19 protein-coding genes and 1 pseudogene are annotated in these 23,797 nt (G+C 72.4%); 10 read left to right on the forward strand and 10 right to left on the reverse strand.

The features are described 5' to 3' along the window. Positions 1 to 3 precede the first annotated feature (3 nt). From ACFQS1_RS25350 to ACFQS1_RS25360, 3 genes are all read right to left on the reverse strand, one after another. Complete coding sequence (locus tag ACFQS1_RS25350) at positions 4 to 612, reverse strand: dihydrofolate reductase family protein (protein ID WP_378972767.1); 609 nt, start codon at positions 610 to 612, stop codon at positions 4 to 6. A gap of 84 nt (positions 613 to 696) precedes the next feature. Then, positions 697 to 3,729, reverse strand: a complete 3,033-nt coding sequence (locus ACFQS1_RS25355) for an AfsR/SARP family transcriptional regulator (RefSeq protein WP_378972770.1) — start codon at positions 3,727 to 3,729, stop codon at positions 697 to 699. Continuing rightward, the gene (locus ACFQS1_RS25360; RefSeq protein ID WP_378972774.1) at positions 3,648 to 4,925 is read right to left on the reverse strand and encodes an MFS transporter; all 1,278 of its coding nucleotides are present in this window, start codon (positions 4,923 to 4,925) and stop codon (positions 3,648 to 3,650) included. Before ACFQS1_RS25360 ends, ACFQS1_RS25355 begins: the two co-directional genes overlap by 82 nt. Positions 4,926 to 4,982: 57 nt before the next feature. On the opposite strand from ACFQS1_RS25360, the gene ACFQS1_RS25365 reads away from it, so the two are divergent. Next, positions 4,983 to 5,666: a CGNR zinc finger domain-containing protein gene (locus tag ACFQS1_RS25365; protein ID WP_378972777.1), complete on the forward strand. Its 684-nt coding sequence runs from the start codon at positions 4,983 to 4,985 to the stop codon at positions 5,664 to 5,666. Between the two features lie 95 nt (positions 5,667 to 5,761). Here ACFQS1_RS25365 and ACFQS1_RS25370 read toward each other — a convergent pair whose 3' ends face one another. Further along, positions 5,762 to 7,222, reverse strand: a complete 1,461-nt coding sequence (locus ACFQS1_RS25370; protein ID WP_378972779.1) for a diguanylate cyclase domain-containing protein — start codon at positions 7,220 to 7,222, stop codon at positions 5,762 to 5,764. Positions 7,223 to 7,440: 218 nt separating this feature from the next. Then, a complete protein-coding gene (locus tag ACFQS1_RS25375) occupies positions 7,441 to 9,636 on the reverse strand; it encodes a PEP/pyruvate-binding domain-containing protein (RefSeq protein WP_378972781.1) in 2,196 nt (731 codons plus the stop codon). Positions 9,637 to 9,728: 92 nt separating this feature from the next. Here ACFQS1_RS25375 and ACFQS1_RS25380 point away from each other — a divergent pair, with 92 nt between their 5' ends. Together ACFQS1_RS25380 and ACFQS1_RS25385 are read left to right on the forward strand one after the other, a co-directional pair. Further along, positions 9,729 to 10,067: a PadR family transcriptional regulator gene (locus tag ACFQS1_RS25380; protein ID WP_378972784.1), complete on the forward strand. Its 339-nt coding sequence runs from the start codon at positions 9,729 to 9,731 to the stop codon at positions 10,065 to 10,067. Then, positions 10,064 to 10,210: pseudogene (locus ACFQS1_RS25385) on the forward strand (hypothetical protein); the annotation flags it as partial. The gene ACFQS1_RS25380 and the pseudogene ACFQS1_RS25385, both read left to right, overlap by 4 nt. Positions 10,211 to 10,212: 2 nt before the next feature. Here the strand turns inward: ACFQS1_RS25385 and ACFQS1_RS25390 are convergent. The 3 genes from ACFQS1_RS25390 to ACFQS1_RS25400 all read right to left on the reverse strand — a co-directional run bounded on the left by ACFQS1_RS25390 (position 10,213) and on the right by ACFQS1_RS25400 (position 11,533). After that, positions 10,213 to 10,572 (reverse strand): hypothetical protein, encoded by a 360-nt coding sequence (locus ACFQS1_RS25390; protein ID WP_378972851.1) that lies wholly within the window; start codon positions 10,570 to 10,572, stop codon positions 10,213 to 10,215. 95 nt (positions 10,573 to 10,667) lie between these two features. After that, on the reverse strand, positions 10,668 to 11,105 hold the full coding sequence (locus ACFQS1_RS25395) for an arsenate reductase ArsC (protein WP_378972786.1): 438 nt from the start codon (positions 11,103 to 11,105) through the stop codon (positions 10,668 to 10,670). 44 nt (positions 11,106 to 11,149) lie between these two features. Continuing rightward, positions 11,150 to 11,533, reverse strand: a complete 384-nt coding sequence (locus ACFQS1_RS25400) for an ArsR/SmtB family transcription factor (RefSeq protein ID WP_378972788.1) — start codon at positions 11,531 to 11,533, stop codon at positions 11,150 to 11,152. Positions 11,534 to 11,629: 96 nt separating this feature from the next. On the opposite strand from ACFQS1_RS25400, the gene ACFQS1_RS25405 reads away from it, so the two are divergent. Together ACFQS1_RS25405 and ACFQS1_RS25410 are read left to right on the forward strand one after the other, a co-directional pair. Beyond that, positions 11,630 to 11,776 (forward strand): hypothetical protein, encoded by a 147-nt coding sequence (locus ACFQS1_RS25405; protein WP_378972791.1) that lies wholly within the window; start codon positions 11,630 to 11,632, stop codon positions 11,774 to 11,776. 154 nt (positions 11,777 to 11,930) lie between these two features. Then, on the forward strand, positions 11,931 to 13,274 hold the full coding sequence (locus tag ACFQS1_RS25410) for a PQQ-dependent sugar dehydrogenase (protein WP_378972793.1): 1,344 nt from the start codon (positions 11,931 to 11,933) through the stop codon (positions 13,272 to 13,274). A gap of 4 nt (positions 13,275 to 13,278) precedes the next feature. Here ACFQS1_RS25410 and ACFQS1_RS25415 read toward each other — a convergent pair whose 3' ends face one another. Continuing rightward, positions 13,279 to 14,358: a class I SAM-dependent methyltransferase gene (locus ACFQS1_RS25415; RefSeq protein WP_378972796.1), complete on the reverse strand. Its 1,080-nt coding sequence runs from the start codon at positions 14,356 to 14,358 to the stop codon at positions 13,279 to 13,281. Between the two features lie 84 nt (positions 14,359 to 14,442). On the opposite strand from ACFQS1_RS25415, the gene ACFQS1_RS25420 reads away from it, so the two are divergent. Further along, the gene (locus ACFQS1_RS25420; RefSeq protein WP_378972798.1) at positions 14,443 to 15,390 is read left to right on the forward strand and encodes a LysR family transcriptional regulator; all 948 of its coding nucleotides are present in this window, start codon (positions 14,443 to 14,445) and stop codon (positions 15,388 to 15,390) included. Here the strand turns inward: ACFQS1_RS25420 and ACFQS1_RS25425 are convergent. Further along, positions 15,362 to 16,273: an LLM class flavin-dependent oxidoreductase gene (locus ACFQS1_RS25425; RefSeq protein WP_378972800.1), complete on the reverse strand. Its 912-nt coding sequence runs from the start codon at positions 16,271 to 16,273 to the stop codon at positions 15,362 to 15,364. The genes ACFQS1_RS25420 and ACFQS1_RS25425 overlap by 29 nt on opposite strands. A 206-nt stretch (positions 16,274 to 16,479) precedes the next feature. Here ACFQS1_RS25425 and ACFQS1_RS25430 point away from each other — a divergent pair, with 206 nt between their 5' ends. From ACFQS1_RS25430 to ACFQS1_RS25445, 4 genes are all read left to right on the forward strand, one after another. Further along, positions 16,480 to 17,067 carry an NADPH-dependent FMN reductase gene (locus ACFQS1_RS25430; RefSeq protein WP_378972802.1) on the forward strand — a complete coding sequence of 196 codons (588 nt, stop codon included), beginning with the start codon at positions 16,480 to 16,482 and terminating at the stop codon, positions 17,065 to 17,067. A 60-nt stretch (positions 17,068 to 17,127) separates the two neighbouring features. Further along, positions 17,128 to 22,362, forward strand: coding sequence for a diguanylate cyclase (locus ACFQS1_RS25435; protein ID WP_378972804.1), 5,235 nt, complete (start codon positions 17,128 to 17,130; stop codon positions 22,360 to 22,362). 147 nt (positions 22,363 to 22,509) lie between these two features. Next, on the forward strand, positions 22,510 to 22,947 hold the full coding sequence (locus ACFQS1_RS25440) for an Rrf2 family transcriptional regulator (RefSeq protein WP_378972807.1): 438 nt from the start codon (positions 22,510 to 22,512) through the stop codon (positions 22,945 to 22,947). Further along, positions 22,944 to 23,615, forward strand: a complete 672-nt coding sequence (locus ACFQS1_RS25445) for an NIPSNAP family protein (RefSeq protein WP_378972809.1) — start codon at positions 22,944 to 22,946, stop codon at positions 23,613 to 23,615. Before ACFQS1_RS25440 ends, ACFQS1_RS25445 begins: the two co-directional genes overlap by 4 nt. Positions 23,616 to 23,797 lie beyond the last annotated feature (182 nt).

The following is a 23,797-nucleotide window of genomic DNA, read 5'->3' on the forward strand; positions in this document are numbered from 1 at the left end:
AGATCAGGCGACCGCGCCGTAAGCCGGCTTGCCCTGTGGTTCGTAGCGGACGTGAATGACCCCGGCGCCGGTGGTGCTGGAGCCGGTGAGCTTCAGCCCGGCCGGCGTGGTGCCCTCGGCGAACAGCCGCTTACCCTGCCCGAGCACGACCGGGAAGATGAGCAGGCGGTACTCGTCGATCAGGTCGGCGCCCTGAAGCGTACGGATCAGGTCACTGCTGCCCTGCACCAGCAGGACGCCGTCGGTGGTGCGCTTGACCTCGGCCACGGTCTGGGCGGCTTCGCCCACCAGCACGTGGGTGTTGCGCCACGTGGCCTCCATCGGCGACCTCGTCGTGACGTACTTCGGCATGCCGTTGATCTGGGCGGCGCCCTCCTCGTCCGGGACGTTCGGCCAGTACGAGTTGAGGATGTCGTAGGACTTGCGGCCCAGCAGCATGCCGTCGGCGCTCTCGAGCACCTCGCCCATGATGCGGCCGAAGTCCTCGTCGACGTGCGGCGGCAGCCATCCGCCGTGGGGGAAGCCGTTCGAGTCGTCCTCGCCGGCGCCGCCCGGACCCTGCATGACGCCGTCCAGCGACACGAAGGTGGAAACCACCAGTTTGCTTGCCATGTACACACTCCCTGAGTTAGTGGTGCGGTGCTCCCGCTCCGGCGACAGCCTTTCCCACGGGCCTTTCCGGCGGTTATCGGTTTGCTATCCGGCGGCCATCGCCTCCACCTTTGCCAGCAACGCGAGCACGTGCTCCTTGTCCGGTGGCACGTTGACGGCCCGGAGGTGCTCGAGGGCCTGGTACAGGTGGGCCCGGGCGGGCCGCCAGTCGCCGCCGGCGAGGGCGAGGTCGGCGAGCGCGACCAGGCAGCGGGCCTGGAGCAGCGGGTTGCGGATCCGGGCGGCCGTTTGCAGGGCCTCGCCCAGAGCTTCGGCGGCCTCGGCTCGCCGGCCGGATTGCGCGTACGCGATTCCGCGGCCCCGCAGCGCGTGGACCCGGCCGACCGAGTCGTCGACGTCGTGCAGTGCCGCGAGTGCTTCGGTGAACGCCCCCGCCGCCCGGTCCCACGTGCCGAGGCTGAGCCAGAGCTCGCCCAGCCGGCAGTGCACCTGGGCCTCCACCCGCCGGGTGCCGCCCTGCCGGCTCAGCGTCAGCGCCTCCTCGAGCATCCGCAGGGCCGCTTCGCCGTTGCCGCGCTCGAGAGAGATCCGCGCCAGGCCGTGCAGGACATAGGCGACGCCGACGGGATACGGCCCTCGTCGCAGCAGCGCCAGCGCCTCCGTGTAACGGGCGGCCGCGGCGTCCAGATCACCGCGCAGGCGATCGAGATACGCCAGGTTGCGCAGCGGCAGCGCCCGGGACTGCTCGTCGCCGGAGTGGCGGAAGAGGGCGGCGGCCCGCTCCAGCGGCCGCCGGGCCGCGTCGTAGCGTTGCTGGAAGAGGTGGGCACTGCCCAGGCAGTACAGCATGGTCGCCTGCCCCTGCGGATCGCCCGCCGCTTCGGCCCGGCCGAGGGCGACCTCCACGGCCATCCGCCATTCCTCCACGTCCGCCTGTTCCTCGAACACCCAGCTGGCGGCGTAGGCGAGTTCCCACGACAGGGCGGTGTGGTTCGCCTCCGCCGCCAGGCGGATGCCCGTGGTCAGCGTATGGCGTTCCTCATCCAGCCAGGTCCGGGGCGAGGCGAGCAACCGGGCGGTCACCTCGTCGGGAAGCGCCCACCGCGCTGCGACGCCGGCGGAGATGGTGATGTCGCCTTCCGCGTGCGGGCGATTGGCGCGTTCGGCAAGGAACAGCAACCCGCCGAGGACGCGGGCGAGCGCGGCGGCCTGTTCGGGCCCGGGCTCCTCGGCCCGCAGGCGCTCGCCGGCGTACACGCGGACCAGGTCGTGCAGGCGGTACCGCCGCCCGCCGGCGTCCGGGTCCAGCAGGCGCGCATCGGCCAGCTCGTCGAGCAGGTCGCTCGCCCCGGCGTGGTCACTTTCCAGCAGCGCCGCCGCCATCCAGGAGCGGATGTGCCCGAAATCGGCGACCGCCAGGCGGCGCAGCAGCCGGCGCGCGTCCCCGGACAGGCCTTCGTACGACAACGCGAGGCCGGCCCGTACACCCCATGGGCCGTACTGCAGCTCGGCCAGACGCCGTCCCTGATCCAACAGCCGGGTCACCAGATGCTCGACCGTCCAATGCGGACGGCCGACCAGGCGGGCGCCCGCGATGCGAAGCGCGAGCGGCAAATGACCGCACAGATCGGCGAGCGTCGCCGCTGCTTCGGGCTCGGCCGCCACGCGCTCAGCGCCCACCATGCGGCTCAACAGGTCCATCGCGGTCCGTGGCTCGAACAGGCCGACCTCGACGTACGCCGTCGCCGGCAGGCCACCGAACCGCTGCCGGCCGGTGACCAGGACGGCGGACGGCGGCGTGCCGGGCAGCAGCGACAGGATCTGCCGCTCGTCGCCGGCGTTGTCGAGCACCACCAACATGCGGCGTCCGGCCAGCCGGTGCCGGTAGAGCTCGGCACGCGCGTCCGTGCCCTCCGGCAATGCCATACCCGGCACGCCGAGCACCCGCAGGAAGCGGCCGAGGATCTCGGCCGGGTCCGCCGGGCGGCCGGACGGGCCGCGCAGGTCGGCGAACAGCTGCCCGTCGGGATACCGGTCGGCGACGCGGTGCCCGAGGTGGACGGCCAGAGCGGTCTTCCCGACGCCGGGCCGGCCGCTCACCACCACGATCGGCACCACCCCGGGATCGGGGGCGCCGGTCAGCGCGGACCCGGCCGCGTCGATCTCGGCGTCCCGGCCGGTGAAGTCGGCGATGTCGGTCGGCAGCAGCCGGGGTGTCGGCACGGCGGCTTCCGGCGGCGTTCCGTGTGTCACGTCGCCGCCGGGCTTCGGCGGCGGGATGTCGAGGCTGGTGCGGCCGGCCAGCACGGCTCGCTGGAGTCGCCGGAGCCGGGGGCCGGGCTCGATGCCCAGCTCGTCGACGAGCACCCGCCGGGTGCGGTGATAGACCTCGAGCGCGTCGGCCGGCCGGCCGGCGTGGTGGAGGGCGAGCATGAGCTGACCCTGGAGCTGCTCGCGCACCGGGTGCTCGGCCGCCAGCGTGGTCAGCTCGATCAGCACGTCCCGGTGCCGGCCCAGGCCCAGTTCGAGGTCGATGCACTCCTCGATGACGGCGAGGCGCTGCTCGTCCAGGCGATGCGCGACCGCCCGCATCGCCTCGCTGTCCAGCCCGCCGAGCGCGGGACCGCGCCACAGGGCGAGCGCGGACCGGTAGGCGGTGACCGCCGCCTCGGGAGCGTCGCCGCGGCGCGCCCGGCCCTCGGCCACCAACGCCTCGAAACGCCGCAGGTCGACATCGTCGTCCGCGGCCCGCAGAGCGTACCCGCCCGGCCGGGTGGTGATCATGGACTCCTGTCCATGCCCGGCGAACAGGCGACGCAGCGCCGACACGCAGATCTGGACCTGCGCCTTCGCGGTGGGCGGCGGATCGGCGCCGTAGACCGTGGTGATCAGGCGCTCGATGACAACGGTCCGGTAGGGGACGATAGCCAGCGCGGCGAGCACGGCCTGCTGCCGCGGCCGGCCGACATCGACCACGTCACCGTCGATCTCGACCTCGAACGGTCCGAGCAGACGGAACCGGATGCGGGTGCCGCTCACGGCCGGCGGCCGCCGGCCGGCGGGCAGGATGCGGCGCTCATCACTTCGACCATCGGTGCGGATCCTTCCGGAGGCCATGTCCTCGCAGGCTGCCCGTCGGCTGTCGCGCGCCGCGGGCCCGGCAGCCGGACCGGCCCCGGCTCGCGGACCGCTACGAGGAGAGCCGCCGTGACCGCGGCGAGCGCGGCGACCGGGATGACCCGCACGCCCGGGCCGGCGAGCAGCACGCCACCGAGGAACGAGCCGGCCGCGATGCCCGCGTTGAAGATCGCGCTGGTGCCGGCCGAGGCGAGGTCGACACTGCCGGGCGCGACATCGAGCGTACGGGCCTGGATCGCGGGTGCGAGCGCGTTGAACCCCAGGCCGAGCGCGGCGAGACCGGCGATGGCCACGCCCTGGACCGGTCCGAGCGTGGCCAGAGCGGCGAGCGCGACCGTCGCGGTGGCCAGGGGCAGGAGGAGGGCGTGCCGCGGATGCCGATCGAGGATCGCGCCGATCGACCAGGTGCCCGCGATCCCGGAGACGCCCGAGACGAGCAGCAAGGCGCCCAGCGCGCCCGGGGCGAATCCACTGACCTCGACCAGGAAGGGGGTGATGTAGGTGAAGGTGCCCATCACGCCGGTCACCGCCAGCACCGTGACTGTCAGCACCAGCAGGTATCGGCGCGCGTCCGGCGTGGCGCCGCCGCCCACCGGGTCGTCGGCGCGGACGCCCGGCGGGAGCACGGCGAGCAGGGCGAGACCGGTGATGGCGCCCGCGGCCGCCATCACCAGGAAGGGGACGCGCCAGCCGGCCAGCTGTCCCAGCCATACCCCGGCGGGGACCCCGAGGACCGGGGCCAGCGCGCTGCCGATCGCCAGCCGGGCGACCACCCGTCCCCGCGCGGCCGGAGGGAACATCGCGGTCGCCGTCGAGGCGACCACCGACCAGAACAGCGCCTGGGCCAGCGCGGTGAGAAGTCGCGCCCCGAGCAGCACGCCATAACCGGCGGCCAGCGACGAAAGCGCCGTCGCCGCGGTGAAGACGGCGAGCGTGCCGACCAGGAGCCGGCGCCGGGCGACCCGCTGGGTCAGCCAGACCAGCGGCACCGAGGCCAGCAGCACCACCGCGGCGTAGCCGGTGACCAGGAGCCCGGCCGCCGACTCCGACCGGTGCAGGTCCGCCGCCATCACGGTGAGCAGCCCGATCGGCAGCACCTCGGTCGTGACGAAGCAGAATGCCGCCACCGCGAGTGCGACCAGAGCGAAGCGGGCACGCGAGTCCGAGCTGAACATCATGCACTCCCGTCGGGGGCTACCTCCAAAAGGTAGAACGCTGGTAGCATACGGCTCATGCTCATGGAGTTCAATCCCGCCCTGCGCCTCGTCGGCGGGCATCCCGCCCTCGACCTGGTGAACACGGTCGCCCCGCGACTTCCGGCCGGGGGCGATCACGTCGAGTTCCTGCCCTCGCCGGCCGATCTGCTGGCTTGGGCGCACGAGATCGGCGTGGTCGACCGGGCTGAGGCGGCCGCGGTGGAGGCCGCGTGGGCGGCGACCCCCGGGGGCGGGATGCCGGCCTGGCGGGCCGCGCTCGACATCCGTGAAGCGCTTTACCGTGCGCTCATCGCGGCGCTTGACGATGGGCCTGACGAGCCGGAGCGCGCGGCGGCGCTGGAACGCCTGACCCTGCACTGGTCGGCGGCGACGTCCCGCTCCGCGCTGCTGCCGACGACAGCGCCCGGGTCCGCGGCGCGTCTGGTGGTGGGAACAGCGCCGGCGCTCTTGGTGCCGGACCGGCTGGCGATGCTTGCGGTCGGGCTGCTGCAGACGACGGAACTCGGGCAGATGCGCGTGTGCCCGACGGCCGAGGGTGGCTGCGGCTGGCTGTTCCTCGACCGCAGCCGCAACGGCTCACGCCGATGGTGCTCGATGGCGGACTGCGGCGGGCAGGCGAAGGCACGCCGGCTGAACGACCGCCGCCGTACGCGGAAAGCTACCGGTAAAAGTAACAATAATGGTAGTCACGGCGACTGATTCGCGTCACCTCGCATGCTCCCTGCTGATGTGCCGCGCCGCGCTCGCGATCCGGGGCGCTACCGACCCTGATGGCGCGATCCGGGCCGGGCGGGTCAGGCGGCCGTCAGGAAATTCCGGTCCCGCGAGTCGTAGCGGCGTACCTGGTTCTTGCCGGCCATCTTCGCGGCGTACATCGCCTGATCGGCCTGGCGCAGGAGCAGGTCGGGGTCGTCCGGGGCGGTGGTCGTGTCGGCGATGCCCACGCTGGCGCCGACGAACGCGTCGGCGCCGGCGACCCGGACGGGCTTGCTGATCTCGGCGACCAGGACCTCGGCCAGCGAGTCCACCTCGTCGGCGGAGCGGCCGGTGACGATCAGGGCGAACTCGTCGCCGCCGAGCCGGGCCGCTACCGCGCCGGGACCGGCCGCCGCGGTCAGGCGGGCCGCGACCTCGCGCAGCAGCTTGTCGCCGGCCGCATGGCCCCGGCCGTCGTTGACCTTCTTGAAGTCGTCGAGGTCGAGGAAGAGCACCGCGGCGGGTCCGGCGACCCGGTCGAGCGCCGCGGTGAAGGCGGTCCGGTTGGCCAGCCCGGTGAGAGCGTCGGTGCGCGCCTGCCGGGTGATGCTCTGGTGGTCCTGCCACTTGAGGACCGCGAAGGCGACCTGGTTGAGCACGGACGTCATGGCCAGCACTGCCTCGTTCGGAACCCGCTTGGGCGTTCCCAGGAGCAGGTAACCGTCCGCCTTCCGGTCGGGGCTGGGAATGACCAGCCAGGCGCAGACCGTGCCGGCCAGCTCATCGAGGAAACGCGGATCCCGTACGGAAATGGCCCGGCCATCGGCGTCCCGGCCCACCACGTGATCCGGCACGGATGTCGGCCGCTGCGCGAACGGTCCGGCCGGGTGGGTCACCATGACGCCGTCCTCGTCCGGGAAGACGGCGATCGAGCGCAGGCCGGGGGTCGCCGCGCAGATCTCGGCGGTCGCCGCACCGGCGAGGCTGATGATCTCCTCGCGGCTGTGCGCATTCAGCAGAGCGGTGCCGGCGTTGGCCAGCGCGGCGTCGCGGCGGGCGGACTCCTCGCGCACGAAGAGGCTGGCGCCGAGCATCCGGCCGACGATGGCGACCAGGAACATCGCCGGCATCGGGCCGATGATGGACGCCGGCGGCGGCGCCGGGAAACCGTTGGGCACCAACGGCCACACCAGCAACATGGCGCACAGGCCGCCCGCGTAGATCGCGCAGGTCACGGCGATCCGCGACACCGAGCCGTAGAGGGAGCGGTACCACAGCCCGGAGAAGGCGATGCTGAACACCACTGGCGGCGCCGGGCAGGCCAGCGCGAACGCGGCGATCGCGAGGGCGTCGGCCGCGTCGAGCCAGACCGAGTTGCGCCCCAGCCGGTAACCCGCGATCCACGACACGATGAGCCCGGCCGTCGCCGTCACGGTCAACGTGGCGGTCACCGGGTTGGCCACCGCCAGCGGCGCGGGCAGAGTGAGCAGCAACGCGAGGATCGCCGCGACGAGGTACAGCCAGCGCATGCTCGCCACGACGCCGGACGGGCGTCGCACCGCTGCCGGAATCCATCGGCTCAGCACTGTCATCATCTCCGGCCTTCCGCACCGCTCCCGACGTTCGGCGTGAACAATCGGCAGCGATTTCGCCGGGCTGAGCCCTCGGGGCCGGTCGTCGCCATCAGTGAATCCGCGGCTCCGCACCGGATGATGAGCCCGAGCTCGTCGCCGCTGACGTCGCCTTCGGGAAAGCACTGAGGGCGGGGCGTTGGGCCTCATTGCCGGTGGATGGTGACGGTGCCGGTGGTGCCGTTGACGGTGACGACGTCCCCGGGGTGCAGGCGGGTGGTGGCGTCGCCGGTGCCGACGACGGCGGGTATGCCGTATTCGCGGGCGACCAGAGATGCGTGGGCGGCGAGCGTTCCGCCGTCGGTGACGATCGCCGCGGCGTGGGCGAACAGCGGCGTCCACGCGGGTGCGGTGGCTTTGGCGACGAGGATGGCGCCGTCAGCGAAGGTGGCGAAGTCGGCCGGGGCGGTGATGATGCGGACCGGGCCGGTGGCTTGGCCGGCGGAGGCTGGGTGCCCGACGATGGTGCTGTCGTTCGCGATTGCAGTGCCGCCGCGTGCTGTCTGAACGGCGTGGTCGATGACATCGCCGAACGGTCGGGGCGGGCGTCCGAGCGTCAAGGGTGCGGCGAATCGTCGTTGCTGTTCCCACCGCGCGCGGCGGCCGGTGGTGTCGATGGCGGTGCCTGCGGAGTCGAGATCGGATCGAGTGCAGAAGAACACGTCATCGATATCGTCGAGAGCGCCTGCCTGTTTGAGGTGGCGGCCGAGGGATCGCGCGCAGGCGCGCAGGGCGGGCCAGGCGAGGGTGAATGTGCGTGCCTGCTGCTCGCGGGTGACCGCATAGTGTTGGTTGACCCGGAGCAGCTGCTGGAACTCGGCGAGCAGCCGGGGCCGGTCGGCGAGGGCGGCGGTGCAGCGCTGCTCGGCGGCGAGACGCTCGGCGACGAGCTCGGCGTGCCGATCGCCGAGGCGTTGCGAGTGGGCTGGGGCGGGCAGGTCGGCGGCGAGCGGGTGGTACCAGTCGGCGCTGAACACCGCGTGCGGGTCGACGGTGGGCTCGGCGCCGGGTAGCCCGCGCAGCAGCGGCTGTGCGCCGCCTTCGGCGCTGGGCAGCACCTTGGCCAGGTGGGCGCGGGTGAAGCGGGTCAGGCAGGCTTCCATCTTCCAGGCTGATCCGCCGACGATCGCCAGGTACCACAGCGCGACTCCGGCCTGCCGGCCGAGTTGGTCGACGAGCTGGATCAGCCGGTCGGGCGGTGCCGTGGGGATCTCGGCTTCGGCGGCGTCGACGAGGTGGCGGTAGGCGGGTAGTTGCTGTTCGCGCCATTGGCGTTCGAGGTCGGCGAGGACGGCGCGGTCGGCTGCAGCCGGGTTGCGTCCCACTCGGACAAGGGCGTTGAACAGGACTTTCACCGCATGGGCGCGGCCCTGGCGCAGCACGGTGGCCAGCAGGGTGAGTGAAGGGATCGGGGTGGCGTTGTAGTACCAGCCATTGACCAGTGTCCAGCGGAACGGGACGCGGACCCGGACGCTGTGCTGCATGCCGTCGAGGTAACCGTTCTCGATCAGGGGCAGCAGCCAGGTGGCGAACAGCGGCGTGACCGGTTCGGGCAGCCATTCCCCGAGCCGGAAGTTGCGCATCCACAACCCCGGACCTGGTGGGTCCCAGGAGACCGGGGCGGGCAGCGCGGTCATCGGACGAGCCTGCAGCAGCCACAGCCGGCCGTCGTGGTCGATGGCCCATTCGACGTCCTGCGGCCGGCCGTACCGGTCGGCGACGCGGCGGGCCAGCGCCGCGACCGCGAGGGCTTGGGTGGTGGTCAGGACAGGTTCCGCGTCCGGCCGGGACCGCCCCGGCGGCGCGGCACCCGCTTCGATAAGCCATTCCTCGGCGTCGCCGCGGCCCGACACGAGCGCCTCGCCCGGGCCGGGCACCGCGGTGACGACCGTCAGGTTCCGGTTGCCGGTGACCGGATGCGCGGTGAACGCCACCCCGGCGGCGAGTGGGTCGATCATGCGCTGCACAAGCACCGCCATCGTCGGTTCCGGGCCGCCGCGCCGCTGATGGTAGGCGTGCACCCGGTCGCTGTCGGCCGCGGCGAAACATGCCCGGACCGCGTTGCCGAGCTCGTCGGCCGGCACGTCGAGGAACGTCTCGTAGAGGCCTGCGTAGGAGGCATCGGGCAGGTCCTCGGCGGCGCCCGACGAGCGTACGGCGAACCGGCCGTCACCGAGCCGCGCCGCCGCGGCGGCCAGGTCGGTGCCTTCGACGGCGTCGGTGGTGACGACGAATCCGGCCGGCACCGCGAATCCTGCCCCGGCCAGTTCGGACAGGACCGCTGCCTTGGTGCCCACCACTGCCGGTCCCCGGCGGGCCGCCTGTTCCAGGTCGATGATCATGACGCTCTCCATATGTAGCGTCGCAAGGTATTGTGACGCTACAGTAGGCGGGTCAGGCTGGAACAGGCAACCCGCGACCACGGAGCAGGCCGATGCGACCGGAGCTACTCAAGGGACACCTCGACGCGTTGCTGCTCGCGGTGCTCGAGGAGGGCCCGCGGCACGGGTACGCGGTCATCGAGTCGCTGCGGACGGGCAGCGGCGCCACCATCGACCTGCCCACCGGAACGGTGTATCCGGCGCTGCATCGCCTCGAACGGGCCGGGCTGATCGCCAGCGACTGGCAGACCGTCGGCGGCCGCCGACGCCGGGCCTACCACCTCACCGCCGCCGGAATCCGCGCGCTCGGCGAGCATCGGGCCGTGTGGGACGAGTTCTCCGCCGCCGTCACCGCCCTGCTCGGCGGTGGGACGAGACCGTCGACAGCATGAACACCCCAGCCGTCGACGCCTATCTCGACCAGGTCGCCGCCGGCCTGCACGGCCCGCGACGGCAGCGCAAACGGATCCTCGCGGAACTGCGCGACGGCCTCGGCGAGGCGATCGCCGGCCGCCGTGCCGGGGGGATGGCATCCGATCAGGCGGCCACTGCCGCGGTTGCCTCCTTCGGCGATCCGGGCCAGGTCGCCCACGCCTTCGCCGGCGAGCTCGCCACCGGCTCCGCCCGGCGCACCGTGATCGGATATGTCGCGACCGGACCGCTGGTCGGCATCTGGTGGCTGCTGCTGTTGCACGCTGATCCCTGGCGTACGGGCCTGGCCGCGTTCCTCGCCGCGGTGCCGGTCCTGCCGGTGGTGGCCGTTGGCGTCGCCACCGCCGCCGGTGTGGTGGCCACGACCGGCCGGATGATCCGCTGGCTGCCTGAGGCCTCGCCCCGCCGAGCGCTCGAGGCCGCGGTGGGTGTCGCCGCCTTCGCCGCCGCCGGGGATGTATTCATGATCGCTTTCTTGGTGAGGTCCGGTGCCCACGCCGATTCGCTGACCGTCGTCGCGGTGGCCGCGAGCCTGCTGCGTATCGGATGCAGTGCGGCCGTCATCCGCCGCTGTCACATGTTCTCGGTGCCCGGCTGGCCGGGATCAGGTCGGCCACCAGGGCCTCGATCCGGGTACGGATCTCGTCGCGGATGGGGCGTACGGCTTCGATGCCCTTGCCGGCCGGGTCGTCGAGCTTCCAGTCCTCGTATCGCTTGCCGGGGAAGACGGGGCAGGCGTCGCCGCAGCCCATGGTGATGATGACGTCGGAGTCCTGGGCCGTCTCGTACTCGAGCTTCCTGGGCGTTTGGCCGGTGATGTCGATGCCGACCTCGCGCATCGCCTCGACGGCGGCGGGGTTGATCTGGTCGGCGGGCTCCGACCCGGCGGAACGCACCTCGATGGCGTCCCCGGCGAGGTGCCGCAGCCAGCCGGCGGCCATCTGCGAGCGGCCGGCGTTGTGTACGCAGACGAACAGGACGCTGGGCTTGTCACTCATCGAGAACTCCTCGACGGACGGGGAGGCGGGCGGGCTCGGTGGCGTCAGTTCGAGGTCAGGTCGTCCCCGCTGGGCGTGAGCAGGGTGGCCAGCTGGCGCATCAGTCCGGGCCGGGCGCGGTAGTACACCCAGCTGGCGCGGCGTTCGGCGTCGACCAGGCCGGCGTCGCGCAGGGTCTTGAGGTGGTGGGAGATCGTCGAGCCGGACACCTCGAACGACGGAGTGAGGTCGCACACGCAGATTTCGCCGCCTGGTGCCGAGGCGATCATGGACATCAGCTGCAGCCGGACCGGGTCGCCGAGGGCCTTGAATGCGGGCGCGAGCTGCAGGGCCGTGGCCGGCTCAACCCGCTGGGCGGCCATCGGCGGGCAGCACGGGGTCTGCGTGGCCGGGGGCAGCAGGTCTGCCGTGGCGGATGGTTTCGACATGCGTCGAGCTTGACATGCATCGAATCCGCGTGCAAACGTCGGTTTCGACGGACGTCAAATCCGACGGTTGTCGAAACCACGATCCGGGAGGCCGTCATGATCCGCTTGCTCCGCCGCACCGAGCCGACCGCCGGGGTGCGCTTCTGCGACGGCTGCGCCGAGGTCACGACCCCGGCCGACCGGGCCCGCCGCTACCGCGACCGCGCGATCCTGCGCGCCCAGACCGCCCTCGGGCCCCGCTGACCATTACCCATCACCCATCCCGCATCCTCGCCGAGGAGAAAGCTCATGAGCGACACCGGCACCACCGCTCCCGAACCAATGAGTGAAGTGCAGATCGCCGCGATCTTCGAGGAGCGGCTTGGCGCGCGGCGGTGCCGTAGGTAGAAATGCAGTGGTGAAAAGAGGCCCGTTGCACGCCCTGGTGGCCGGTGGTCTGGCGCTCACGATGGCGGCGTGTTCGTCACCGTCCCCGGGCGCGTCCGAGCCGCCGCGCGAGACGGTGTCGCCACCCTCGGGCACGGTTGACGTGCCGGCCCTGGCGCCGACGGATGTGCGCCGGCCGGCCGGCGCCGCCGCGGCCCCGTTCGACGAGGCTAGGACCCTGATGGCGCCGCCCGGCTGGACGATCGGCGTGTGGGCGCGGGTGCCCGGCGCCCGACTGCTGGCCTGGACCCCCGACCGCCGCCTGCTGGTCTCCCGGCCGAAGTTCGGCGACGTCGTCGAGCTGATCCCCGGCGATTCCGGCCCGTCGCAGCGCACGCTGGTCGACGGCCTTGATCAGCCGCACGGCCTGGCGTTCAGTGGCACCACGCTGTACGTGGCCGAGAGCGATCAGCTGGACTCCTTCACCTACCGCAACGGCGCGCTGTCGGGCAGCCGGGTCGTGGTCGGCGGCCTCCCCGACCAGAAGAGCCCCGAGCTGGGCGGCGCCTACGCCCACGCCCTCAAGAGCGTGGCGGTCGGCAAGGACGGCGCCCTCTACATCTCGGTCGGGTCGACCGGCAACATCTCGGCCGACGACCGGGACGCCGATCCGGAGCGGGCCTCGATCCTCCGCGTCCCGCCCGGCGGCGGGAGGGCGTCGACCTTCGCCCGGGGCGTACGCAACGGCACCGGCCTGGCGATCGATCCCGGCGGCGGCGTCTGGACCGCCGTCAACAACCGCGACAACATCGGCTATCCACACGCCGGCAAAGAGCAGGGCAAGGTCATGCAGTGGTACGTGAACGACCAGCCCCTGGAGCCCTTGGCCCGCCTCACCCAGGGTCGCGACCTCGGCTGGCCGTACTGCAATCCCGACCCCGACGTCCAGCCCGGCAAGAGGGACTCCCCGCTGAGCTACACCAACCGCCCCTTCGTCCGGGACATTCAGACAAATTCCGATGGTACGAAGCTGGACTGCGCCACCTTGCCTCCGGTCGAGCAGGGGATGGGCGCCCATTCGGCCCCGCTCGGCATGAGCTTCGTGACCTCACCCGGCCTGCCCGGCGGGTACGGCCCCGGCGCCCTGGTGGGCGTCCACGGCTCGTGGAACCGTAAGCCGCCCCGGCCGCCGGAGGTGTCCTTCTTCGCCTGGAAGGACGGCACCCTAGGCCCCCAGCGGACGCTGCTGACCGGTTTCCAGAACGCGGACGGCTCCCGCTGGGGCCGCCCGGTCATGGCAGTCCAAGGTCCCGACCACGCCCTCTACGTGAGCGACGACCTGGCCGGCGCCATCTACCGGGTCACCCCCTCCTGATCAGTCACGGGCGGACCTCGTACACGTGATTGAAGGGTGTTTGAGCCACCTGCCGGAACCGGGTGAAGCCGGCGTCAGCGGTCACCGCGCGGATGCGAGCCGGGCCTGCTTGGGTGCCGAGCGCGGCACCGGGCGGCTGGGACAGCGACGCCGGGGTGCACAGCAGCGTGGAGAAGCCGTAGTAGGCGCGGCCCACGGCGTTCAGGTTCTGCTCGACGGCGTCGCCGGCGGCCGGTTCGACGATCATCCAGGTGCCGTCCGGGGCGATGACCTGCCGGACGTGCCGGGCCGCGCCCAGTGGGTCGCCCATGTCGTGTAGGCAGTCGAACATGGTCACCAAGTCATAGCCGGCGCCGGAGAAGCCGGTGGCGGCGGCGACCTCGAACTGCGTGCGGTCCGCCACCGCTGCGCTCGACGCCCGGTCCCGCGCCGTGGCGACCGATTCCGCGTGGAAGTCCGAGCCGGCGAAGGTCGAGCGGGGAAACGCCTGCGCCATGAGAACGGTGGAGGCGCCGTGACCGCATCCCACATCGGCGACCTTGGCGCCATTGCGGAGCTTGTCGACCACGCCGTCCAGTGCCGGTAGCCACGCCGGGACGAGGTTGGCCGCGTACCCGGGGCGGAAGAACCGTTCGCAGCCGGCGTGGACATCGCTGTTGTGCTGGTCCCAGCCCAGGCCCTGGCCGGCGCGGGCGGCGTCGATGACCATCGCCGCGTCCCGTGCCGTTCCGTGCGCGATCTGGAAGAAGCCGGGCAGGAACGCCGGGCTGCTCTCGTCGGCCAGCGCGACCGCCTGCTCGGGCGGCAGCGTGTATCGGCGGGTGTCCGCGTCGTAGTCGACGAAGCCACCGGCGGCCTGCGCGTTCAGCCATTCCCGGGCGTAGTGCACGCCGGTGCCCGTACGCTCGGCCAGCTCACTCGGGGTGGTCGGGCCGTGCGCTGCCAAGTCGCGGTAATAGCCGAGCTGGTCGCCCATCACCACCAGCGCGCAGTTCAGTGCCGCGCCGACCTCGTCGACGGCGCGGAACACGAACGCCATCAACTTGTCGTTGTCCACCTGTGCTGGGGCTTCGATCTGTGCCACGACTGACCCTCCTCATCGCGTCGGATGCACGGACGCTAGACGCCGGCCGCATTAGCATCAATGCACGATGCTGAAGGAGCAGTAGTGAAACTAATAGGCCACGTACGCGGCATCCAGGCCCTCTGCGAGGTGAACGCGGGCGGTTCGTTCTCCGCTGCCGGCGACGCGCTCGGCCTCACCCAGTCGGCGGTGAGCCAGCACGTCGCGGCCCTGGAACGCGAAGCCGGCCTGCCCCTCGTGCAGCGCGGAACCCGCCCGATCGAGCTCACCGAGGCCGGTCGCGTCCTCGTCCGCCACGGCACGGCGATCGTCGCGCACCTCGACGATGCCGAGCAAGAGCTGAGTGAGCTGGCCGGACAGCAGAGCCGGCGGCTCCGCTTCGGCAGCTTCCCGACGGCACTCACCACGTTCGTTCCGACGGCCCTCTCGCGCCTGCGCCGTGAGCACCCAGCGGTGGTCCTGACCGTGGTCGACGACCACCTGCAGGGGTTGCTGCCGCGTCTGGCCGACGGCTCGCTGGACCTGGCCGTGATCTTCGAGCATGAGATCCTCCCCGCGGGCGCGACCGGGATGGTCCGTGTCCCGCTGTTCGACGACACCTATCAAGCCGTGGTGCCCGCCGGCCACCGTCTCAGCCGGCGGCGCGGCGCGGTGCGGCTGTCGGACCTGGCCGATGAGATGTGGGTGGGCGGCCACACCACCAGCGCGTGGTTCAGCATCGTCCGGCACTCATGCCGGGCCGCCGGCTTCGAACCGCGTACGTCTCTGGCATCCGACGACTACCGCGCGGTGCAGGCGTTCGTCGCCGCGGGCCTGGGAGTCGCGGTGATCCCGGGGCTGGCCGTCGCCGCGACGGTGCCGGGCGTCGAAGTGCGCCAGCTGCGCGGCACCGCCCCGGTCCGGCGGATCAGCGTGGCCCACCGGGCGGACCGATTCCCGTCGTCGGCCGTCCGGGCGATGACGGAGATCCTGCGAGAGGCCGCCCGGGGGTTCGAAGCCCGGATCACACCAGCGGGACGACGTCCCGCATGAACCGCGCCAGCTGATCCTCCGCGTCGGCGACCGGCCAGATGAAGACGCGGTCGATGCCGGCGTCCGCGTACGCGCGAAGCAGCGCCGCGCATTGCTCGGCTCCGCCGATCAACACCCGATTTGCCAGCTGATCCACCGGTCGCGCCAGCATCTCCGCCAAGCCGTTCAGATGCGTCGCGGCGGCGTGGCGGTCCTCCGTGACGTACGTCCAAAGTGTCGCGACCGCGCACGGAAAGTCGTCCAGTCGTCTGCCGTCGCGTGCCAGCGCGGCGGCAAGCTTCGCGCGGGCGCCGGCCACCCGGGCCGGTGTGGCGTTGTATCCGGACGCCAGCCAGCCATCGCCGAGCCGCGCGACACGCGCCAGACCGGCGTCCGAACCCCAGCTGGCGATCCAGATCTGTGGCCCGGGCGCGCGGCCGGGAAGCGGCCGCAACACCTCCGCCGAAGGCGCGGCCGCACCGTTCAGATATGCCCGCAGGACCGGGACCGCCTCGTCGAAACGCGCCCACCGCTCGTCGAACCGCAGGCCCGCGAGAGCGTAATCGCGCGGTGACGACCCCGGACCCACCCCCAGCACCAGCCGCCCGCCGGAGAGGACGTCCAGCGCCGCCGCGGTCTTCGCCAGGACCGCCGGGCCGCGGACGACGGGAAGCGCCACCGTCGTGACGAGTTGCATGTCGCCGCTGTGCTCGACGACGCTGGCCAGCGCGACGATGCCGTCCAACCATGGCCGCTGAAACACGATGTGGTCGTTGACCGCGAGCGAGCCGTACCCGAGCCGGCGGGCGGCGCGGGCATACGACGTGACGCTGTCCGGGCGCCAGCCGTGGCCGTCGAAGTCGATCAGCGGCAGGTGCGCACCATAACCCAGCCCGCTCCGCACGGATCCGATCGTGCTCGTCCCGAGCAGGGCGGAGCAAGTGGCCTGTGCTGCGGGACCTGGTTCCGCCGGACCGTCACGCCAGGCCCAGGCCGGCGGCGACCACGCGTCACTTGGACCTTCTGGCCTCGCCATCCCGCGAATGCCGCACACGTCGCCGCCCGGGATGGGACGCTGAGTGCAGCCGATTACGCGGGGGATGGGTGACCATGGTCAAGATCGCCGTCGTGCTGGGCAGCACGCGACCCGGCCGCAACGGAGAAGCCGTGGCCAGATGGGTGTACGACCTTGCCGGCAAGCGGAGCGACGCGGAATTCGAGCTGCTCGACATCGCCGACTTCGACCTTCCGATGCTCGACGAGCCGGTACCGCCCTCAATGGGTCAGTACAGCCACGAGCACACCAGGCGATGGGCCGCCAAGGTGGCCGAGTTCGACGGGTACGTCTTCGTGACTCCCGAGTACAACCATTCGACTTCCGCGGCGTTGAAGAACGCCTTGGACCACGTGTACGCCGAGTGGAACAACAAGGCTGCCGGTTTCGTGAGCTACGGCAGCGCCGGCGGAATCCGGGCGGTCGAACAGCTGCGCCTGATGATGGCCGAGCTGCAGGTGGCGACGGTGCGGGCCCAGGTCGCACTGTCGCTGTTCACGGATTTCGAGAACTACAGCAGCTTCCACCCGGCCGCTGATCACGAGCCCGCCGTCACCGCCCTGCTCGACCAGCTCGTTTGCTGGAGTCAGGCGATGAAGTCCGTTCGCGAGCGGGACCCGCTGGGTACGATCTACCGCTCCTAGTCCACCGCATTCCCGGCGACTTCCCTCAAGATGGTGCCCGGCCCGCCGAAACAGGTCAGAGTGAGTAGGACCTACCTGCGGCCGGAGCCGCCCCGAGGCGCGGGCGACCGTGCGCTCGGGCTGAGCGCGTCAGATCTCGGGCTGGGCGATGACGTCGAGGTGATCGCCGAGCTCGGCCGCGGTGCGCAGACGGCGGTGTACCGGATCCGCCGCGCCGGCGTTGACTACGCGCTGAAGCTGCTGCCGGCACGGGGCTCGGACGAGGCGTCGGCCCTCTTCGCCCGCGAGGCGGCGCTGCTGGCCCGGGTGGATCATCCCGGGGTGCCCCAAGTGTTCGACGTGGGATCGGCATCCGGGCACCCGTACCTGGTGATGGAGTACATCGAGGGCCAGCCGTTGTCGGCGCGCCTGGAGCCCGGCGGGCTCGAGGAGGCGACGCTGGCGCGACTGGCCGCCGACGTGGCCGCGGCCCTCGGCGCGGCCCACCGCGCCGGTCTGGTGCATCGCGACATCAAGCCGGCGAACATCATCGTCACGCCCTCGGGACGGGCCCGGCTCATCGACTTCGGGCTCGCGGCGGCGGGACGAGCGGCGTCCGCGGAGACCGCGGCCGTCGGCACGTTCGACTACTCGGCGCCCGAGCAGACCGGCATGCTGGCCCGGCCCGTGGACGCCCGCGCCGATCTCTATGCGCTCGGCGTCGTGCTGTTCCAAGCCGCCACGGGAGCGTTGCCGTTCCGGGCCGACGATGTCGGCGAGCTGCTGGCCATGCACGCCGCCATGCCGGCCCCGGAACCACGCGAGCTGCGGCCCGGGCTTTCCCCGCAATTGGCCGAGCTGATCGGCCGGTTGCTGGCCAAGGATCCGGACGACCGGGTCCAGACGGCCGGCGAGGTGTACACGTCGCTGTCCGGTCTGGTCCCGCTCGATGCGTCCGTGGGTTGGCCGGCGCCATCCGCGGTCACCTCCTTGGTGGGCCGCGACGACGAGCAGGGACGCTTGGCCGGGCGATGGCGCCGGGCGCGCTCGGGCAGCGGCGGCGCGGCGCTCATCATCGGCGCGGCAGGCGGCGGCAAGAGCACCCTGGCCCGGGCGGTGGCCGACATCGCGCGGGCCGACGGAGCGCTCGTGTTGACCGGCAAGTGCGACCTCGACTCGGCGTTGCCGCTGGCCCCGCTACGGGCTGCCATCGCCGGGCATCTGCGTGCCGTCACCGCTCTACCCGCGCAGCCTCGCGCGGAGGCGGTACGCCGGCTGCGTACGGCGGCGGGCGCCGGCGCGTCGTTGCTGCGCCCGCTGTCGGCTGCCCTCGCGGCGGTCCTGGACGCGCCGCAACTGGTCGCCGGGGACCGCCACGACGAGTTCGCCGGAGCGGTGGCGTCCTTCCTGGCCGGCCTGGCCCGGGAGTCCGGCGGTCTGCTGCTGGTGCTCGATGACGTGCAGTGGATGGACGCGATGAGCCGGTCCGTGCTCCGCCGGGTCGTCGACGAGCTGCGGGAGGTGCCGCTGCTGCTGCTGGCGACCGCCCGCGACGACGAGGCGTGTGCCGAAGCGGTGGCCGGATTCCGGGCCGATGCCGGCGCCCGGCTGGACCTCGAGGTGGCTCTCGGGCCGCTCGACCAGCCGGCGACCGCCCGGCTGGTCGGCTCGTACCTCGCCGGTCCCACGGTGGACCCGGGGGTGAGCGCCGAGATCGCGGCGCGCGGCCACGGTAACCCTTTCACCACGCTCGAATACATGAACGCGCTGATCGAGGCCGGTGCGCTGTACCCGCGGTGGGGGACCTGGCGGGTGGACAACCGCCGGCTGCGGGCTCTGCGCCTGCCCAGCGACGTGCTCGACCTGGTGCTGACCCGCATCGGCGGGCTCGGCGCCCGAAGCCGCGAGGCGTTGACCGTCGCCGCGGTGCTCGGCACGGTGTTCGACGCCGGACCGGTCGCCGGCGTTGTCGGATCGGATCCCACCGCGGCATTGACCGAAGCCATCGACCGGGGCCTGTTGTACTCCAGCGGATCGCGGCTGGCGTTCGTCCACGACCGGCTCCGGGAAGCGCTGCTGTCCGCACTCTCGCCGGCCGACCTGCGTGAACATCACCAGCGCATCGCCCTGGTACTGGAGCAGGGCGATCGCACCGAGGCCGCCGATCTCTACGCCATCGCGCACCACTACGCCAACGGCGTGCTGACCCGGACTCCGGAGCGTGCGTACACGGCCTGCCGGGCGGCAGGGCAGCTCGCACTGGAGGAGAACGCCCCAGCCGATGCGGCCTCCTTCCTCGAGTCGGCGGCTGCGGCTGCCGACCTGGCCGGTATCGTGCCGGACAGCGCCTTCCGGGAGGCTCTGGGCGTCGCGTATTGGAGCACCGGACGCCTTGCCGACGCCCGGGAACAGCTCGATGCGGGACTGGCGGACGAGCCGCAGCCGCTGCGCCGCGCCGCCCTGCTGCTTCAGCTCGCCCATGTGCTGCGCAGCGGCTGGGACCTGACCGGATCCCTCGACCGGGTGCGGCAGGGCCTCGCGGAGCTGGGCACACCCATTCCGGGAAACCCGGTACTGTTCGGCCTGGCCACTGCCCGCACCACGCTGCGCTGGCTGGTCACGGGCAGTCCCGCACCGTCGGATCGGCCCGTCGAGGGCGAGCCGGCCGAACGGCTGCGGCTGCACACCCAGCTCTGCCGCGCCGGCTATTCCGCCGCCGTTCTCAACCTCCAGACCCCACTGGCGATCGCATTCCACATGCGACCGGTGCCGACCACGTACCGCCTCGGTCCGACCCAGGAGTACGCGACCCAGCTCGCCGGCGTCGGCGGCATCGCCGGCGCCATGCGCCTGCGGAAGCGGCGCGACCGCATCTTCGCGCGCGCATTCGACATCGCGACGGCGCTCGGCGACCCCAAGGTGTACGCCTACACCGCCTGGATGGAGCAGTTCTCCCGGGTCATGGGCGGCGAGGCCGACATCGAGCAGTGGACCGAGGTGTCCGAGTCCCACCGCCGGTGGCTGGAGCTCGACTTCTACACCAACATCCTGCTGTCCCGGTGCCGGGAACTGCTCGCGGCCGGCCACGCGGCGCAAGCGCACGACTGGCACCAGCGCGTGGCCGGCCGGGTCTCCGCCGCGGCCACGGACACCTTCCCGGCCGTCGGCGTGCTCGGCGACATGATCGCGGCGATGCTTGGCCGGTCCTCCGGCGCCCCGGTCACGCTGGCCGCCCGCGCCGCCGAGCCGGTCGATGTCGGCCGCGCGATGCCGTTCGCGCTCGGCGCCGTGCAGACCGCGGTGGAACAGGACGATCTCGGCACGGCGTTCGAGGCCGCGGTCAGCGCGTTCCACGGGATCCGGGTCTCGCCCCGGGCGCTGTTCGCCGAGTACCGCATGACCTTCGCCTACGAGGCGTACGGACGGCTGACCCAGGCCCGCCGGGCCACCGGCCCGGACCGTCGGGACCGGCTCGCGGCGGCCGCCGCCACGATCGGCATGCTCGGAAAGATCGCCAACGACCCGCTGCTCCGCGCCCACCACCGGGTGCTGCACGCCGGCCTCCGGCAGCTGCACGGCGAGCACCAGCGCGCCCTGACCCTGCTGAACCGGGCCGGCGACCTGCTCGTGACGCTCGACGCGCCGCTGGTCCACTACGAAGCCGCCCGGGTACGCGCCCGCGCCTTGCACGGTCTGGACCGGGCCGGTCCCGCCGACCAGCAGGCCGAGGTGGCGCTGCTGCTCGCCCGCAAGCACGGTTGGACGCGGCGGGCCCGCTGGGTGCGCGACGAGTTCAAGGTCGGCGACGAGGCCACCGCACGCAGCCGCACCTACGCCCGGTCGGGCGGCAGCGCCGCCGACCCGTACCGTCGCCGGCTCGAGGCGCTGCAGCAAGTGAGCGCCGCCGCCGCCACGGTGCTGGAACCACAGCAACTCGCCCGCGTCGCGCTGGACGAGACGCTGCGACTGGTGGGCGCCGAGCGGGCGATCCTGTTCCTCAATGACGAGGACGGCACGCTGCGTCCCGCCGTCGGCCGCGGCGCCGGCAACGACCTGAGCCAGCTGAGCGGCTACTCCGGCACCCTGGTCGAGCGCGTCGCGACCGACCGCCGGCCGCTCATCGTCACCGGCACCGATGAGGGCGCCGCCCTCGGCTCCGAGAGCACCCTCGCGTACGGGCTGCGCAGCATCATGATCGCGCCGCTGGAACTGGACGGGCGCCTGCTCGGCGTGGTCTACCTCGACAGCCGGGTCGCCAAGGGTGTCTTCACCGACGACGACGTGGCCATCCTGACCGCGGTCGCCAGCCACATCGCCGGGTCGCTGGCGACCGCCCGCGCCGCACAGCTCGAGGTGGCCGTGCACACCGCCCGCCAGCAGCGGGACACGGCGGAAGTCCTCCGCGAGGCGATGAACCAGCTGACCGCCGTGCTCGACCCCGACGAGGTGCTCCGCCGCCTGCGCGACATCGTCGGCCGCGCCATCGGCGCCGACCGCGTGTGCCTGGCCTACGACGACGGCACCGGGGCGGCGCTGATCGACGGCGGCGAGACGGACCCCGCCCGCCTGGACCTGGCGGAGCTCGCCGGCCCGAGCCTGCGCACCGGCACCGCTGACGAGGCGCCACCCGCCGTGGCCGAGCTGCTCGGCGACGGCCGGAGCTGGTTGACCGTGCCGCTGACCATCCGCGGACACGGCAGCGGCGTGTTGCTGGCCGGATCCCGGACCGCGGCGGAATTCAGCCAGGCACAGCTGGACATCGCCTCGGCGCTCGCCGGTCAGGGCGCCACCGCGTACGACAACGCCCGGCTGTTCGCCCAGGTGCAGGAGCTGGCCACGGTGGACGGGCTGACCCAGATGTACAACCGGCGGCACTTCACCGAGCTGGCCACCCGCGAGCTGGACAGCGCCAGGCGCAGTCACCGGGCCGTCGCCGCGCTGATGATCGACATCGATAACTTCAAGAGCATCAACGACCGGTACGGGCACGCCACCGGCGACGACGTAATCCGCGCCGTGTCCGGCGTGCTGCGCGCCGGCACCCGCGGGCCGGATGTGCTGGGCCGGTACGGGGGCGAGGAGTTCGCCCTGGTCATGCCGGACATGCCCGGCGATCCGGTGGAGGCCGCCGAACGGCTGCGCGCGGGCGTCGAGGCCCTCGTCGTGCCGGCCCCGCGCGGCCCGATCACCGTCACGGTCAGCATCGGTGTGGCCGAGATCAAGCCCGACGACGACCTCGAGAGCCTGCTCGTGCGGGCGGACCAGGCGCTGTACCGGGCCAAGGAATCGGGTCGGAACCAGGTCAAGTGCGGCTAGTCCGGCGCCACGCGCCCGCCGGCCCCGGCTCGACCTTCGCACAGTCGATCACGGAACGAGCACGCCGTTCCGCCAGTTCCTTTGACGTCCCGGGGGTTGACGTGATTCTTCGTTGTAACAGAAGCTGTTACAGCGAAGGAGGTGCCGATGGCCGCGAACAGCCGGTTGACGATCGGGGTGCACGTGCTGGCGTGGCTGGCGCTGGCCGAGCGGCGCGGGCGTGCGGTGCTGACCTCCGACGAGGTCGCGGCGAGTGTCAAGACGAACCCGGTGGTGGTGCGGCGCAGCCTCGGCGACCTGCGCCGGGCCGGGCTGGTTGTGGTGCGTCATGGCGCCGGGGCCGGCTGGAGCCTGGCCCGGGCGCCGGAGGAGATCACCGTGCTGGACGTGTACGAGGCCGTCGAGTCGGAGCCATTGTTCGGGCTGCACCACACCGAGCCCAACCTCGAGTGCCCGGTCGGCCGCGGGATCCGCCCGGCTCTGGGCGGGGTCTACGACGGGGCCGAGCGGGCGGTGCGCGGCGAGTTGGAGCGCACGTCGATCGCCGACGTGTTGCGTGAGACGCTGGAGGTGTCCGGTCGATGATCGTCGAACTCCGGCAGTACACGCTGCGCCCCGGCCGGCGCGACGACCTGATCGACCTGTTCGACCGGGAACTGGTCGAGACGCAGGAGGCCACCGGCATGACGGTCATCGGCCAGTTCCGCGACCTCGACCGCCCGGACCGGTTCGTGTGGCTGCGTGGCTTCGCCGACATGCCCCGCCGGGCCGAGGCGCTGACCGCCTTCTACTCCGGGCCGGTGTGGCGGGCGCACGGCCCCGCCGCCAACGCCACGATGATCGACAGCGACGACGTCCTCCTGCTGCGACCCACGACGGCCTTTGCCGTGCCGGCCACTCCGCGGCCGCCCGTCGGCGCCCCGCCTCCGCGGTCGCTCGTGGTCGCCTCCATCTGCTACGGCGAGCGCCCGTTCGACTCGTCGTACGCGGAGCTCTTCGACCGCATCGCGCGGCCGGCGCTCACCGGCGCCGGCGCCGAGGTCATAGCAACATTCCAGACCGAGTACGCCGAAAACACGTTCCCCAGGCTTCCCGTCCGCACCGGCGAGCATATCTTTGTGTGGCTCGCGCGTTTCCGCGACCCGGCACAGCTGCGCGTGCTCGACGACGTTCCGCCGGCCCTCACCAAGCCGCTGATCGCAGCGCCGGAACAGCTGCGGCTGGCTCCCACGGGCCGTTCGCTCCTGCGCTGAGTCCTCTGTGGCGCTTTGCCGACCACACCGATCACACGGCTAGAAGAGGGGCGCCTCGTCGAGGCCGGGAGGCCGGCCCGGTGGTCCGTCGCGAGGCTGAGCGCCGCCGGTGGCTGAGCCACCCTACGGCCTCACTCGCGCGACGGAAGGATGCCGATGCTCGCGGCGATGGCCACGGCCTC

This window comes from Paractinoplanes rhizophilus (genome assembly GCF_042664765.1).
In the GTDB taxonomy this organism is placed as follows: domain Bacteria; phylum Actinomycetota; class Actinomycetes; order Mycobacteriales; family Micromonosporaceae; genus Actinoplanes; species Actinoplanes rhizophilus.

What these genes read in the sequence shown, in the direction of transcription:
- ACFQS1_RS25440 (WP_378972807.1), top strand. Translation starts at nt 22,510, where the DNA reads ATGGCCGCGAACAGCCGGTTGACGATCGGGGTGCACGTGCTGGCGTGG.
- ACFQS1_RS25375 (WP_378972781.1), bottom strand. Translation starts at nt 9,636, where the DNA reads ATGATCATCGACCTGGAACAGGCGGCCCGCCGGGGACCGGCAGTGGTG.
- ACFQS1_RS25365 (WP_378972777.1), top strand. Translation starts at nt 4,983, where the DNA reads ATGCTCATGGAGTTCAATCCCGCCCTGCGCCTCGTCGGCGGGCATCCC.
- ACFQS1_RS25405 (WP_378972791.1), top strand. Translation starts at nt 11,630, where the DNA reads ATGATCCGCTTGCTCCGCCGCACCGAGCCGACCGCCGGGGTGCGCTTC.
- ACFQS1_RS25400 (WP_378972788.1), bottom strand. Translation starts at nt 11,533, where the DNA reads ATGTCGAAACCATCCGCCACGGCAGACCTGCTGCCCCCGGCCACGCAG.
- ACFQS1_RS25445 (WP_378972809.1), top strand. Translation starts at nt 22,944, where the DNA reads ATGATCGTCGAACTCCGGCAGTACACGCTGCGCCCCGGCCGGCGCGAC.
- ACFQS1_RS25395 (WP_378972786.1), bottom strand. Translation starts at nt 11,105, where the DNA reads ATGAGTGACAAGCCCAGCGTCCTGTTCGTCTGCGTACACAACGCCGGC.
- ACFQS1_RS25350 (WP_378972767.1), bottom strand. Translation starts at nt 612, where the DNA reads ATGGCAAGCAAACTGGTGGTTTCCACCTTCGTGTCGCTGGACGGCGTC.
- ACFQS1_RS25360 (WP_378972774.1), bottom strand. Translation starts at nt 4,925, where the DNA reads ATGTTCAGCTCGGACTCGCGTGCCCGCTTCGCTCTGGTCGCACTCGCG.
- ACFQS1_RS25430 (WP_378972802.1), top strand. Translation starts at nt 16,480, where the DNA reads ATGGTCAAGATCGCCGTCGTGCTGGGCAGCACGCGACCCGGCCGCAAC.
- ACFQS1_RS25355 (WP_378972770.1), bottom strand. Translation starts at nt 3,729, where the DNA reads ATGGCCTCCGGAAGGATCCGCACCGATGGTCGAAGTGATGAGCGCCGC.
- ACFQS1_RS25390 (WP_378972851.1), bottom strand. Translation starts at nt 10,572, where the DNA reads ATGAATACATCCCCGGCGGCGGCGAAGGCGGCGACACCCACCGCGGCC.
- ACFQS1_RS25380 (WP_378972784.1), top strand. Translation starts at nt 9,729, where the DNA reads ATGCGACCGGAGCTACTCAAGGGACACCTCGACGCGTTGCTGCTCGCG.